Origin of the sequence: Arthrobacter sp. MAHUQ-56, from assembly GCF_019710585.1 — a bacterium.
Lineage (GTDB): Bacteria > Actinomycetota > Actinomycetes > Actinomycetales > Micrococcaceae > Arthrobacter.
The window spans coordinates 189,138-203,586 of the sequence record NZ_JAIFZQ010000004.1; the positions used below are offsets into that span (position 1 = coordinate 189,138).

The 14,449-nt window shown below is 67.4% G+C and carries 11 protein-coding genes; 9 read left to right on the forward strand and 2 right to left on the reverse strand.

All coding sequences use genetic code 11. The annotated features are described in order from the left end of the window. Positions 1-14: 14 nt before the first annotated feature. Both K4G53_RS02480 and K4G53_RS02485 read left to right on the forward strand, forming a co-directional pair. On the forward strand, positions 15-1,700 hold the full coding sequence (locus tag K4G53_RS02480) for a DUF885 domain-containing protein (protein WP_221383909.1): 1,686 nt from the start codon (positions 15-17) through the stop codon (positions 1,698-1,700). 169 nt (positions 1,701-1,869) lie between these two features. Next, positions 1,870-3,309: a dicarboxylate/amino acid:cation symporter gene (locus K4G53_RS02485; protein ID WP_221383910.1), complete on the forward strand. Its 1,440-nt coding sequence runs from the start codon at positions 1,870-1,872 to the stop codon at positions 3,307-3,309. A gap of 78 nt (positions 3,310-3,387) precedes the next feature. Here the strand turns inward: K4G53_RS02485 and K4G53_RS02490 are convergent, their stop codons facing one another. After that, positions 3,388-3,945, reverse strand: a complete 558-nt coding sequence (locus K4G53_RS02490) for a hypothetical protein (RefSeq protein WP_221383911.1) — start codon at positions 3,943-3,945, stop codon at positions 3,388-3,390. A gap of 163 nt (positions 3,946-4,108) precedes the next feature. Between K4G53_RS02490 and K4G53_RS02495 the strand changes: the two genes are divergently transcribed. The 6 genes from K4G53_RS02495 to K4G53_RS02520 all read left to right on the forward strand — a co-directional run bounded on the left by K4G53_RS02495 (position 4,109) and on the right by K4G53_RS02520 (position 11,151). Beyond that, complete coding sequence (locus K4G53_RS02495; protein ID WP_221383912.1) at positions 4,109-4,783, forward strand: TetR/AcrR family transcriptional regulator; 675 nt, start codon at positions 4,109-4,111, stop codon at positions 4,781-4,783. A gap of 17 nt (positions 4,784-4,800) precedes the next feature. Continuing rightward, positions 4,801-7,323 (forward strand): MMPL family transporter, encoded by a 2,523-nt coding sequence (locus tag K4G53_RS02500; RefSeq protein WP_221383913.1) that lies wholly within the window; start codon positions 4,801-4,803, stop codon positions 7,321-7,323. Positions 7,324-7,332: 9 nt separating this feature from the next. Further along, positions 7,333-7,980 (forward strand): nucleoside triphosphate pyrophosphatase, encoded by a 648-nt coding sequence (locus K4G53_RS02505; protein ID WP_221383914.1) that lies wholly within the window; start codon positions 7,333-7,335, stop codon positions 7,978-7,980. A gap of 130 nt (positions 7,981-8,110) precedes the next feature. Further along, a complete protein-coding gene (locus K4G53_RS02510; RefSeq protein ID WP_374226135.1) occupies positions 8,111-9,919 on the forward strand; it encodes a biotin carboxylase N-terminal domain-containing protein in 1,809 nt (602 codons plus the stop codon). 14 nt (positions 9,920-9,933) lie between these two features. Further along, positions 9,934-10,371: a nuclear transport factor 2 family protein gene (locus K4G53_RS02515; RefSeq protein WP_221383915.1), complete on the forward strand. Its 438-nt coding sequence runs from the start codon at positions 9,934-9,936 to the stop codon at positions 10,369-10,371. A gap of 48 nt (positions 10,372-10,419) precedes the next feature. Continuing rightward, entirely contained in the window at positions 10,420-11,151 is a 732-nt protein-coding gene (locus K4G53_RS02520; protein WP_221383916.1) for a glutamine amidotransferase, read from the forward strand. Positions 11,152-11,285: 134 nt separating this feature from the next. Here the strand turns inward: K4G53_RS02520 and K4G53_RS02525 are convergent, their stop codons facing one another. Then, positions 11,286-12,695: an MFS transporter gene (locus K4G53_RS02525; RefSeq protein ID WP_221383917.1), complete on the reverse strand. Its 1,410-nt coding sequence runs from the start codon at positions 12,693-12,695 to the stop codon at positions 11,286-11,288. A gap of 278 nt (positions 12,696-12,973) precedes the next feature. On the opposite strand from K4G53_RS02525, the gene K4G53_RS02530 reads away from it, so the two are divergent. Continuing rightward, positions 12,974-14,449 carry an MFS transporter gene (locus tag K4G53_RS02530; RefSeq protein ID WP_221383918.1) on the forward strand — a complete coding sequence of 492 codons (1,476 nt, stop codon included), beginning with the start codon at positions 12,974-12,976 and terminating at the stop codon, positions 14,447-14,449.

Consider the following 14,449-nt stretch of genomic DNA (forward strand, 5'->3'; position numbering starts at 1 on the left):
GTTAGGCTCGGGGGGTGACTATCGAGACTGCACCCGCTTCCCGTCCGCACACCCGGATTGACGCCGTCGCGGACGCGTATACCGACACCCTGATCCGGCTCAACCCAACCCTGGCCACCACCCTTGGCCTGCCCGGGCACGAGACGGAATACCAGGACTTCTCCCCTGCCGGCATCGCCGGGTTCGCTGAGGCCGCACGGGATGCCCTGGCCGCGCTGGAGGGCCTGGAGCCGGAGGATGACGTGGACGCCGTCACGCTCGACGCGATGCGGGAACGCCTCGGCCTGCAGCTGCTGATCCACGCCTCCGGATGGGAATACGCGGAGCTGAACAACATCGCCTCGCCCGCCCAGGACATCCGCGCCATCTTCGACCTCATGCCCACCGCCACCGAACGGGACTGGGAGCACATCGCCGGCCGCGCGCAGAACGTTCCCGCGGCACTGGACGGCTACAGGGAATCTCTGCGCATGGCCCGCGACGCCGGCAAGGTAGCCGCAGCACGCCAGGTGCGGATTGTCATTGAACAGGTCGCCAAGTACGCGGCGCCGGACGGCTTCTTCGCCAAACTCGCGGCAGGGGCCGCCACCGCTGCCGGGCCGTTGCCCGCCGCGCTGCAGGACAGGCTCGACGCCGGCGCCGGCGCCGCCCGCGACGCTTACACGCGGCTGGCGGAGTTCCTCCGCACCGAACTGCTGCCCGCCGCGCCGGAAAAAGATGCGGTCGGCAAGGCCCGCTACGCCCTGGCGTCCCGCTCCTTCCTGGGCGCCGAGGTGGACCTGGAGGAAACGTATGCCTGGGGCGTGCAGGAACTGGACCGGCTGATCGCGGAACAGGAACAGGTGGCCGCCACGATCAACGCCGGCGCCACCATCGCCGAAGCCAAGGAGATCCTGGACAACGATCCGGCCCGTCAGCTCAAAGGCACCGACGCCCTGCGCACCTGGATGCAGGAACTCTCCGACAGGGCCATCGCGGAGCTGGCAGGGGTTCACTTCGACATCCCCGACGTGATGAAGAAACTCGAATGCCGGATCGCCCCCACGGACGAGGGCGGCATCTACTACACGGGCCCGTCCGAGGACTTCAGCCGGCCCGGGCGCATGTGGTGGTCCGTCCCCGCCGGCGAGGACACGTTCACCACCTGGGCCGAAACCACCACCGTGTACCACGAAGGCGTCCCGGGCCACCACCTGCAAATAGCCACCGCCACCTACCGGCGCGAGCTGCTGAACAAGTGGCGGCGGAACGTGTGCTGGACCTCCGGCCACGGCGAAGGGTGGGCACTCTACGCAGAGAAGCTGATGCAGGAACTGGGCTACCTCAAGGACCCCGGCGACCACATGGGCATGCTGGACATGCAGCGCATGCGCGCCGCGCGCGTGGTCTTCGACATCGGCGTCCACCTCGAACTCGACATGCCGGAACGGTGGGGCTCCGGCACGTGGACCGCCGACAAGGGCTACGCGTTCCTCCAGCAGAACCTTCCCATCAGCGAAGGCCAGCTCAACTTCGAATTCATCCGCTACCTCGGCTGGCCCGGCCAGGCCCCCTCCTACAAGGTCGGCCAGCGCCTCTGGGAACAGATCCGCGCCGAACTCGAGGCACGGCCAGGGTTCGACCTCAAGGAGTTCCACACCAAGGCCCTTAACATCGGCTCCGTGGGACTCGACACCCTGCGCCGGGCGCTCCTTGGGTAGCGCGCCCTGCTCCGCGAGACATTAAGCACATCCATGCCGGGAATAAGTAACAAACCGGGCTGCAAGCCCTGATTTTACGGGGCTTGCCAGCTCCGGCGGCATTTTGTCCTGCGTAATATTTCTCAATGTTCTTTCGACGTGGTATGCGCATGCCGTCTAGCTTGTTCTGGTGAGCACTTCTACCAGCAACCCCGCATCCTCCGGGAAGACCGCATTCCAGCTGCCCAAGTGGGCCGGCTCGTTCGGCTTCCAGATCATCGCCGCCCTCATCGTGGGCCTGGGGCTTGGCCTGCTGGCCAAGTACACCGGCAGCACCAAGGCCAACCCGAACGGCCTCGGCGCGACGCTGCAGACCATCGGCTCCAGCTACGTCTCCCTGCTGCAGACCGCCGTCGTTCCCCTGATTTTCACGGCCGTCGTCAGCTCCATCTCCAACCTCCGCCAGGTGTCCAACGCCGCAAGGCTGGCGTGGAACACGCTCCTCTGGTTCGCCATCACGTCCCTGATCGCCGTGCTGATCGGCATCGGCCTGGGCGTCCTGCTGCAGCCCGGCGCCAACACCGGGATCACCGGCGAGGCCAAGTACTCCGGCAAGTCCGGTGACTGGTGGTCCTTCCTGGTCGGCCTGTTCCCCAAGAACTTCCTCGGCCTGGGTGCCAGTTCCACCGTTGCCGAATCCGGCGCCGTCACCACCTCCGTCAGCTTCAACGTCCTCCAGATCCTGGTCATCGCCATTGCAGTGGGCGTCGCCGCCCTGAAGGTGGGCAAGGCCGCAGAGCCCTTCCTCAAGCTCAACGCCTCTGCCCTGGCCGTCATCCAGAAGGTCCTCTGGTGGATCATCCGGATCGCGCCGCTGGGCACTGTCGGCCTCATCGGCAACGCCGTGGCCGTCTATGGCTGGGACACCATCGGTTCGCTCGGCAAGTTCACTGTTGCCATTTACATCGGCCTGGCCCTGGTGCTCTTCGCGGTCTACCCCGTCCTGGTCCGCAGCCACGGCCTGTCCATCAAGCAGTACTTCTCCGGCGTGTGGCCCGCCGTCCAGCTGGCCTTCGTCTCCCGCTCCTCGGTGGGAACCCTTCCGCTGACCCAGCGGGTCACCGAGCGCAGCCTGGGCGTCCCCCGCGCCTATGCATCCTTCGCCGTCCCGCTGGGCGCCACCACCAAGATGGACGGCTGCGCCGCCATCTACCCCGCCGTATCGGCGATCTTCGTGGCCCAGTTCTTCGGCATCCAGCTCGACTTCAGCCAGTACCTGCTGATTGCCCTGGTCTCCGTGCTGGGCTCCGCGGCAACCGCCGGAACCACCGGCGCCGTCGTCATGCTCACGCTGACGCTCTCCACTCTGGGCCTGCCGCTGGCCGGTGTCGGCCTCCTGCTGGCCATCGACCCCATCCTGGATATGGGCCGTACCGCCGTCAACGTGGCAGGCCAGGCCCTGGTCCCCACCATCGTGGCAAAGCGCCAGGGCATCCTGGACGAGTCGCTCTACAACGCGCCCCGCAACGGCACCCCCTTCGTTGAAGAGGACGCAGCCAATGGCAGCACCGCCACGGACGGAAACAGCGCCGACACCGCATCCCGCGAACTGCAGGATGCCAAGGCCTAGCCTCAACCGGTAACCGCAGGGTGCTCCGGGAAGTCCCCGGGAATCTGAACGCCTCAGATTCCCGGGGACTTCTTTGCCTTAACGCCCGCCGCCTCCGATGATGCCGTTCTGCACGGCCTTCGTGACGGCGTCGGCTTCAGCCTGGGTCAACTTCCCGTCCGCCACGGCCTTGTCCAGCCTGGTCTTGAGCTCAGCCGCATGCTCGGCCTGCTCCTCGGTGCGCAGTTCCTGCAGGGCTGCGGTCACCTTCGATTCGTCGATGCCCAGGGATTCGGCCAGCGATTTGGCCAGCACCGCCTCACGGGCGGCGGGGTCCGGCCTCTGGCCCTCCGCCGGGGGCGTGGTGGGCTTGTTGGCCTCACGGAAGGCCTTCAGCGCGTCGGTCACCTTGGCCTCATCGACGCCCAGCTTGGCTGCCAGCTCGGAAGCCTGTACGGGACCGTGGCCACCGCGGCCACCGTGCCGCCCCATGCCGTCCGGCGCGGTGTTGCCATCAGCCGGGGCGCTGGAACTCGTGGTCGGTGCCGGCGCAGGCGCCGTGGTGGTGGCCGATGCCATCCCGGCCACCCCGATCCCGCCTGCCAGTGCCAGCGCAGCCGCTGACAGGCCCAGGGTCATTTTCTTCGTGCGTGTCATCTTCGTTGTCTCCTCGATGGGCCGTCGCTTGACGGCGGATGGTCTGCCTCTTTCGAGACACCTCCAGCATCGGCGGCCAGCTTCTGGAGAGCCTGTTGGGAACCTTTCGTTCTGCTGTGAATCTAAGTTGCCCTGAGTGCAAAGTTGCACGTAGTGTAATTCCGTGACTTCCGCGACTTCACCCGGCGACAGCGGACCTGCCGCACCCTCCCGCCGCGAGCTCAACAAGGCCGCCACCCGGCAAGCCATTACGGACGCTGCCCTCGGGCTCCTGCGCGCCAAGGGCCCGGGGAACTTCACCGTGGAGGACATCGCGGACGCGGCAGGGATCTCGCGCCGCACCTTCTTCAACTACTTCGGCAGCACGGACGCCGCACTTGCCTCCATCGTGCACGGCTTCCTGGACAACGCCATCCAGCAACTGCGGCTTCGGCCCGCCGATGAGCCACTGCTCGAGTCAGCGCAGGCGGCCCTGACGGCCCTCGCCGACCCTCAAGCCGTGGCCCCCTTGGCGGAGCTGTTCACCCTTACCCAGCAGAGCCCGCTCATGCAGCACAGCGAGCTTGAGGCCTGGGACCACTGCAGGGCCCAGGTTTTCGACGTCGCGCGGGAGCGGCTGGGCGGCGGCGCTGAACAGGATGAGCTGTACGTCCACGCGCTGGCCGGCTCCATCATCTCCTGCGGCAAGGCTGCCATGGAGGTCTGGTTCAACCGGCGCGGGCCGGACCTGACGCCCTCCTCCCTGGCCGAGCTCCGCCAGCTGCTCATCGATTCCATGGCCCTGCTGGGCACCGGCTTCACCAACCCTGCATTCCTTTCCGCTTCCCGTTCCTCCTGATCAGATCGGCCCTGCGCATGGCACTCCTCCTCTACCGGCTCGGCACGTTTTCCTACCGCCACCGCTGGCTGGTCATCTCGCTCTGGCTCGCCGTACTGGTGGCCGTGGGCGGATCAGCCGCAGCGTTCCACGGCACCCTTTCCAACAACTTCCAGATCCCGGGGACCGAAACCCAGCGGATCGCGGACAAGCTCAAGCAGGAGCTGCCCTCAGCCTCCGGCGGCAGCGCCACGATCGTTTTCGAAGCCCCCGACGGCGGTTTCACGGCTGAGAGCCGGGCGGCAGTGACGGATGCCTTGAAGAAGCTCCAGACCCTTCCCGAGGTGCGCGGCACGGTCGACCCGTTCGCAACCCAGGCCCAGGTGGACCAGGCGGGCAAGGCCGTCACCGACGGCGAACAGCAGCTGGCGGCAGGCCAGGGGCAGCTCGACGCCGCCAGGGCGCAGCTGGAGGCCGGCAAGGCGCAGCTGGCTGCAGCCGAGCAGCAGCTCACCGCTGCCGGCGCACCGGCAGCCCTGGTCGACGCACAGCTGGGCCAGCAGAAGGCAGCGCTGGCAGCCGGCCAGGCAAAGCTCGACGCCGGCACCCAGGAACTGGAGGCCAACAGGGCCAAGCTGGAACTCGGCAAGCGCCAGGCCCAGGCAGCCTCGGCCATCCGCTTCGTTTCCGAAGACAACAAGGCAGCCGTGGCACAGGTGCAGTTCAAGACCTCCATCAACGGCCTGGGCCCGGTGGTCCGGAAACAGGTGCAGGACATCGCCCACGGGACGTCCGCAGCCGGCGTCACCGCGCTGGCCAGCAAGGAAATCACCGAGGACATTTCTGCGTTGTTCGGCACCGCTGAGGTCGTCGGCATCGCCGTGGCCGCCCTCGTCCTGATCCTCATGCTGGGCACCCTGATCGCCGCAGGGCTTCCGCTGCTGATGGCCATCATCGGCGTGGGAGTCGGCGTCGGGGTCACCTTCGCCCTCTCCGGGCTCTTTGACATGAGTTCAATCTCCCCCATGCTGGCGCTCATGCTGGGCCTCGCCGTGGGCATCGACTACTCGTTGTTCATCGTCAACCGGCACCGGACCCAGCTCCTGGCCGGCATGGACCCCGAAGAGTCCGTCGCCCGGGCCAACGGCACCTCCGGCAACGCCGTCGTCTTCGCAGGCCTCACCGTGATCATCGCCCTTGCTGCGCTGGTGGTCCCGGGGCTTCCGTTCCTCACCGTCATGGGCCTTGCCGCCGCGGGCACCGTAGCCGTGGCCGTGCTCGTTGCCATCACCCTGACCCCGGCCATGCTGTCCCTGATCGGCCGCCGCATCATCTCCAGGCGGGCCTGGGCAAAGGCCGAAGCGCACAATGCCGAGCCCGGCCACGAAGCGGCAGATGACGCCGTCGACCGCGAGCGCAGCACCCGTGGCTGGGGCGGCCTGGTCACCAAGCACCCGTGGGCAGCGCTGGTGGCCGGTGTCCTCCTCCTAGGCACCCTGGCCCTTCCCGCCACCCAGCTGCAGCTGGCCCTTCCCGACGGCGGGTCCGAGCCCCTGGAATCCGAGGCGTACCAGGCCTACGACCTGACCGCCCGCAGCTTCGGCGAAGGCGTCACCGGCCCCATCGTGGCGGTCGGCGAGTTCCCCGCGGACCTGGACGAAGCCCAGGCACAGAAGCTGCAGTACGACATCGCGGACAAGCTCCGCGCCGTGGACAACGTGGTGGCCGCCGTGCCGGTGGCGCTCAGCGAAGACCGCCGCACCGCCGTCTTCCAGGTCATCCCCCAGGAGGGCCCGGCCAGTGCGAGCACCGTCCGGGTGGTCTCGGACCTGCGTGGCCTCAACAGCGACATCAAGGCCGACTATGACGTTGCCATGGGCCTGACCGGGCAGACTGCCGGCAACGTGGACGTCTCCACCAAGCTCGGTGACGCCCTGCCGCCCTACCTGGCGATCGTCGTCGGGCTCTCCCTGGTCCTGCTGCTGCTGGTGTTCCGCTCCATCGTGGTTCCGCTGCTGGCCACGGGCGGCTTCCTGCTCTCCCTGTCCGCCGCCTTCGGCGCCGTGGTGGCCGTGTACCAATGGGGCTGGCTGGGAAACATCTTCGACGTCGCGAACCCCGGCGCGGTACTCAGCTTCCTGCCCATCATCCTGATTGGCGTGCTGTTCGGCCTGGCCATGGACTACCAGGTGTTCATCGCTTCCGGCATGCGCGAGGCCTACACGCACGGGTCCACCGCCAAGGAAGCGGTCCGGGTGGGCTTCCGGCACGCCGCCGCTGTGGTGACCGCCGCGGCGATCATCATGGTCAGCGTCTTCTCCGGCTTCATTTTCAGCCACCTCACCATGGTCCGGCCGCTGGGCTTCGCCATGGCCTTCGGGGTCCTGTTCGATGCCTTCGTGGTGCGCATGACCATCGTCCCGGCCGTCATGTACCTGCTGGGCAGCAAGTCCTGGTGGCTGCCGCGCTGGCTGGACCGGATCCTGCCGGACGTGGACGTGGAGGGCGCCAAGCTCAACCGCGGCCAGGGCGCTCCGGCGTCCGCCGAGCTGGTCCACTAGGCTGAACCCGTGGTCCGCCTGATTCTCGCTTCCCAGTCCCCCGCCCGCACCAAGCTCCTGGCCGAGGCCGGCATCCGGCACACCGTGCTGGTTTCCGACGTCGACGAGGCCGCCGTCCAGGAACGGTACGGCGTCACCGACCCGCACGACACGGCGCTGCTGCTGGCCCGGGCCAAGGCCGAAGCCGTGGCGTCGCTGCCGGAAGCCGAAGGTGCCCTGGTGCTGGGCTGCGACTCCGTCTTCGAGTTCGACGGCGAGGCGCACGGCAAGCCCTACACCCCGGACGTCGCGCGCGAACGGATGCTGCGGATGAGCGGCAGCACGGGGGTGCTGCACACGGGGCACTGGCTGGTGGACTGTCGGGACACGGAGGCCGACGCCGGCGGGGATGCCGAGGGATCGGGCGCGACTTTGGGGGCGGTCGCCTCCGCCGAGGTCTTCTTCCAGGAGATGGACGCCACCGAGATCGATGCCTACATCGCCACGGGCGAGCCGCTGCATTGCGCCGGCTCCTTCACCATCGACGGCCTGGGCGGGGCCTTCATCCGGAAGGTGGACGGCGACCCGCACGCCGTCGTCGGCCTTTCCGTCTCGACGCTCCGGGGCCTGCTGGCAGCCGCCAACGTGCGCATCACGGACCTGTGGCCCCCGCGGTAAAGGCGCCCTTTTTCGGAACCGCTTGTAGCATCCCTACAAAGCAGGGCTGGTTTACACGCGGATTCCGCAAGTAATATCGGCGGAACCTCCAAAACCGCGCTAGGCTCCCTGAAGGAAAGAAGGAGACGCCTTGTCAGCAAATTTGGAGCAGTCCGCAGGAACCACGCAGCCGAGCCTCACAAAGGTGCTGATCGCGAACCGCGGCGAAATCGCCGTACGGATCATTCGGGCGGCCCGGGATGAAGGTATCGCCTCCGTGGCGGTCTACGCCGACCCGGACCGCGACGCACTGCACGTCCGCCTGGCTGACGAGGCCTACGCCCTCGGCGGCAGCACCGCCGCAGAGTCCTACCTGGTGATGGATAAGATCATCGACGCCGCCCGCCAGTCCGGCGCGGATGCCATCCACCCCGGGTACGGGTTCCTGGCCGAAAACGCCCAGTTCGCCGCCCGCGTGATCGAGGCCGGCATCACCTGGATCGGCCCCTCCCCCGAGGCCATCTCCGCGCTGGGCGACAAGGTCCAGGCCCGGCACATCGCCGAAAAGGTTGGCGCTCCCCTGGTACCCGGCACGGCCGACCCCGTGGAGTCCGCGGACGAGGTCCTGGACTTCGTGGACCGGCACGGCCTGCCCGTCGCCATCAAGGCGGCGTTCGGTGGCGGCGGCCGCGGCATCAAGGTGGCCCGCACCCGCGAGGAAATCCCCGAACTCTACGAATCCGCCGTGCGCGAAGCCACGGCAGCCTTCGGCCGCGGGGAATGCTTCATCGAGCGCTTCCTGGATGCTCCGCGCCACGTCGAAACCCAGTGCCTGGCCGACGCCTACGGCAACGTGGTGGTCGTGTCCACCCGCGACTGCTCGCTCCAGCGCCGCAACCAGAAACTGGTCGAGGAAGCTCCGGCACCATTCCTGACCGAGGACCAGAACCGCCGCCTCTACGAATCCTCCAAGGCGATCCTGAAGGAGGCCGGTTACCTTGGCGCCGGCACCTGTGAATTCCTGGTGGGCCAGGACGGCACCATCTCGTTCCTCGAAGTGAACACCCGCCTCCAGGTGGAGCACTGTGTCTCCGAGGAAGTCACCGGCATCGATCTGGTCCGCGAGCAGTTCCGACTGGCCCGCGGCGAGGAGCTTGGCTACGGCGATCCCGAGGTTCGCGGCCACTCCATCGAGTTCCGCATCACCGGCGAGGACCCGGGCCGGAACTTCCTGCCGGCCCCCGGCACCCTCCGCGTCCTGAAGAACCCGACGGGTCCCGGCGTCCGGGTGGACTCCGGCGTGGAGCAGGGCGACGTCATCAGCGGGAACTTCGACTCCATGCTGTCCAAGCTCATCGTCACCGGCGCCAGCCGTCCGCAGGCCCTGCAGCGCGCCCGCCGCGCCCTCGAAGAGATGGTGGTGGAGGGCATCCCCACCGTGATCCCGTTCGACCTCGCAGTGGTGACCGATCCCGCCTTTGCACCCGCCCAAGGGCCGTTCAAGGTCCACACCCGCTGGATTGAAACAGAGTTCAGCAACAACCTGCCGGCCTGGACGCCGGACAGCACCGCCGAGGGCGAGTCGGCGGAGGAGCGCCAGCGCGTGGTAGTCGAAGTCGGCGGCAAGCGCCTCGAGGTGGTCCTGCCCGCATCCCTCGGCACACCCGGCACTGGGGTCGCCGCTGCCGGCAAGCCCGGCAAGTCCAAGAAGCGCTCGCGCTCCGCAGGCCCTGCCGCTGCCACCGGCAACGCGCTGACCTCGCCGATGCAGGGAACCATCGTCAAGGTGGCGGTGTCCCACGGCGACGTGGTGTCCGAGGGCGACCTGGTGGTGGTCCTCGAGGCAATGAAGATGGAGCAGCCGCTGACCGCGCACCGCTCGGGAACCATCACGGGCCTGGCGGCAGCTGCCGGCGAGACCGTCTCCGCCGGCGCCATCATCGCCACGATCGAAGACTAGGAAGCGCCACAGGCATGCTCGCACCAAGTTTCCAGGAAGAAGTGGACCGCTACCACCTGGCGGTTCCCGAGATCACCCGGGGCAACCCTGGCCCCGTCAAGGACCTGTACTCCAGGGCGGACGACGTAACCCTGGCCAACCCTTTCGGCGGCATCGCCCGCGGCTGGGCGCAGGTGGAGGCCCGGCTGGACCAGGCCGCGCGGCAGTTCCAGGACGGCGAGATGCTCGGCTTCGACACCGTCACCTCCTACACTGCCCGCGACACTGCCTACCTGCTGGAAACCGAGCACTTCCGGGCACGGCTGGACGGAGCGGCCGCCACCGAGGAATTCGCGCTCCGGGTCACCAGCATCTTCCGGCGCGAGGAAGGCTACTGGAAGCTGGTGCACCGCCACGCGGACCCGGCGGCGCGGCCCCAGTCGCGCCGTTCCCTGACGCAGCCCGCCGCCTGATCCGCTGCCGCGCTGGCAGGAGGTGCCGCCAGGATGCAGACTTAGGACATGCTGCCGTTCCTGCTCCTCGCCTCCCGTGCGGAAGATGCTGCCGCAGAGGACGAATACGCCGCGTACCTGCGCTACGGCGGGCTTGAGGAGCGGGAACTGCACCGGGTCCGGCTGGAAGCCGCTCCCCTGCCCCCGCTGGACCTATCGAAGTACTCCGGCGTGATCGTGGGCGGCAGCCCGTTCACCTCCAGCGACCCGCCGGACAGCAAGAGCCCTGCCCAGCACCGGGTGGAGCAGGAATTGTCAGGCCTGCTGGATGAGCTGGTGGCCCGCGACTTCCCGTTCCTGGGCGCCTGCTACGGAGTGGGAACGCTCGGCACGCACCAGGGCGCCGTCATCGACCGGACCTTCGGTGAACCGCTGGGCGCAGTGGAGGTGGAACTGACCGCCGCCGGGCTGCAGGACCCCCTTCTGCAAGGGCTGCCCCGGACGTTTACGGCCTTCACCGGACACAAAGAAGCCGTCAGCTCACTGCCCCCGCACGCCGTGCTGCTGGCAAAAGCGGACTCCTGTCCGGTCCATATGTTCCGTATCCGGACCAACCTCTACGCCACCCAGTTCCACCCGGAACTGGATGCGGACGGCCTCTGCACCCGCATCGATATCTACCGGCACGCCGGCTACTTCCCGCCCGAGTCCGCGGAGGACCTGATGGCCGCCGCGCGCCGGTTCACGGTCGCGGAGCCGATGAACATCCTGAAGAACTTCGTGGCGCGCTACGCCCGCTGAGCACGTACGGGGCCGCGTGCGCTCCCGCCCGCTTACCTCCGGCACTTAAGGCACATGCCCGGCTCCACCCCCGTCTTTGCAGGGGCGGCGCCGGGCATGTCAGCCACTAACTGGGCTGGAATGCACGCGGGGCGTCAGGCCACGTTGTTCTCGTAGTCCACGTCGCGGGTTTCGCGGGTCAGGAACAGCGCGATCAGGGTCAGCACCGCCATGGAGGTCAGGTAGATGCCCACCAGGACCGGACTCCCCTTGGCCGTTTCCCAGAGGGCCACGGCGATGAACGGGGCCACCGCGGCGCCCAGGATGCTGGAGAAGTTGTAGCTGATGGCCGAGCCGGTGTACCGCACGTTGGTGGGGAACAGTTCCGGCAGCAGCGCTCCCATGGGCCCGAATGTCAGGCCCATGAGGGAGAACCCGATGACCAGCAGGCCCATGGTGCCCACGAAGCCGCCGCTGAACAGCGGGACGAACAGCAGGCCGAAGACGAAGATGCCTGCCGTGACGGCGAGGAGCATTTTGCGCCGGCCGTACTTTTCAGCAAGGGGTCCGGAGACAAGGGTGAAGATGCCAAAGAAGACGACGCCGGCAATCAGCATCCAGAGGAAATCGTTGCGGCTGTAGCCAAGGCCCGGAACGAACGCGGCGGCAGCTGCTTCAGACATGGGCTTACCCGCCTTTTCGGCCGCGGCCCTGGCACCCTCCAGGGTGGGCTTCGTGCCGTACGTGAGCGTGAACGTGGTCATCAGGTAGAACAGCACATAGGTGGCCAGCATGATGAAGGTGCCCAGGATCAGCTGGCGCCAGCTGGTCTTGAAGACGCGGCCCAGGGGCAGCTTCGCCACCTCGTTGGATTCCACCACTTTGGTGAAGGCGGGGGTTTCGATCAGCTTGAGCCGGACGTAGAGGCCCAGGATCACCATGACGGCGCTGAGCAGGAACGGCACGCGCCAGCCCCAGGCCTGGAAGGCCTCCGGGGCCAGCGTGTAGCTCGCAACAAGGAAGATCACGTTGGCGATGATGAAGCCGATCGGGGCGCCCAGCTGCGGGAACGTCCCGTAGATGGCGCGCTTGTTGGCGGGGGCGTTCTCGGTGGCCAGCAGCGCGGCCCCGCTCCATTCGCCGCCGAGCGCCAGGCCCTGGGCGAAGCGCATGACCACCAGCAGGGCCGGAGCCCAGAACTCCCAGCCCGGAACCAGCGCAGTGGGGAGGCAGCCGATGAGGAAGGTGGCGATACCCATGGTCAACAGTGAAGCCACCAGTGTGCCCTTGCGGCCAAACTTGTCGCCGAAGTGCCCGAAGACGATCGAGCCGAGGGGGCGGGCAATGAAGGCCACGCCGAAGACGGCGAAGGAGCTCAGCAGCTGGGTGGTTTCGTTCGCGCTGGGGAAGAAGAGCTTCGGGAAGACGAGCACGGCGGCCGTGGCGTAGACGTAGAAGTCGTAGAACTCCACGGTGGTGCCGATCAGGCTGGCCACGATGACGCGACCGCGGGAGTTCACCGGCTGCTGTGCACCTGGCAGCGCGGTGGTATCGGTGGAAGACATAAGTAAACGCTTTCGTGAGACCGGCCGGGACCCAGGCAGGATTGCCTCCCGGCGTAAGTAGTTAGAGTCCAATCTTACTTGCCCACGTCCAGTCAATGGACGAAAGGTCCAGCATGCGGACTTGTGTTGTGCGTCTCACCCAGTGGCCCATCACACGGCCTCACGTGGGTCCGGAACACCGGATAGGCAAAAGTCACAGCATGGAAACAAACATCGACCGTCCGTGAAACGCGCCGTACCTACCGTGGAGGAACAACATCCCCCGAAGGAGGTAACCCGTGACTGTCGACCGCACCGTTGATGCCGCCCCCGGCAATTCCCTTGACCTGGATGACGCCGCAGGGCCCGCAGCCGTTGCCACATCAGCCAGCGCACAGCCCGGCTCTACCCGCACCACAGACACCCCCGTCCTTGAATTCCGCCCCGGCCGCTGGATCGCCAACTGGGATGCCGAGAACAAGGAACAATGGGAAACCGCCGGCCGGTCCATCGCCCGCCGCAACCTGAACTGGTCCATCTTCGCCGAATTCCTCGGCTTCGTCGTCTGGCAGCTCTGGTCCATCGTGGTGGTCCAGCTTCCCGCCGCCGGCTTCACCTTCTCCACCTCGGAAATCTTCTGGCTCATCTCGATGCCCAGCCTGGTGGGTGCCACCCTGCGCATCCCCTACACCTTCATGGTCCCCCGCTTCGGCGGGCGGAACTGGACCATCGTGTCCGCCCTGCTGCTCCTGATCCCCTCCATTGGGCTGGCCCTGTGCGTCTCCAACCCGGAAACCCCGTTCGGCGTGATGCTCCTCGTGGCAGCCCTGGCGGGCTTCGGCGGCGGCAACTTCGCCAGCTCCATGGCCAACATCACCTTCTTCTACCCGGCCCGGGAAAAGGGCTGGGCGCTGGGACTGAACGCCGCAGGCGGCAACCTCGGTGCCGCCGTCGCCCAGCTTGCCGTGCCCATCGTCATCACCCTGCTGGCCGCCGGCACCGTCAACCTTCCCATGGCCGGATGGATGTGGGTGCCCTTCATCCTGCTGGCCGCCTTCGGTGCCTCCAAGTACATGAACAACCTCACCAGCGCCAAGGGTGATGTGGCAGGTTCTGTTGCAGCCCTGAAGGAACCGCACCTGTGGGTCATGGCCCTGCTGTACATCGGCACCTTCGGTTCCTTCATCGGCTTCGCCGGGGTCTTCCCCAAGCTGATCAAGGACTACTTCCCGGCGTTCTCCTCCATCGGGGTCGGAACCGTGGCACTGTCCCTGGCGTTCCTCGGCCCGCTGGTCGGCTCGCTGGCCCGCCCCTACGGCGGACGCATGGCGGACCGGATGGGGGGCGCCCGGATGACCGTGGCGGCATTCGCCTCCATGGCCGTCATCACGCTGACTATGATCTGGACCCTGCCGCTGAAGAACTTCTGGCTCTTCCTGGTGCTCTTCCTGATGCTGTTCACCGCCAGCGGCTTCGGCAACGGGGCCACCTACCGGATGATCCCGGTCATCTTCGCCACGTCCAGCCGCGCCGCACGCTCCGGCGCCAGCTCACAGGCCACCCAGCGGCTGGCGTCCTCGGCCCTCGGACTGATCTCCGCCATCGGCGCCTACGGGGGATTCGTCATCCCCCAGGTGCTCAACGCCTCCAACACCGCCAGCGGCTCCTACACCCCGGCGTTCTACGGCTTCGTCGGCGCCTACGCCGTGATGCTCGTAGTCTGCTGGGCCTGCTACCTCCGCAAGGCCAACCGAAACGCGATGGGACACGTCTAA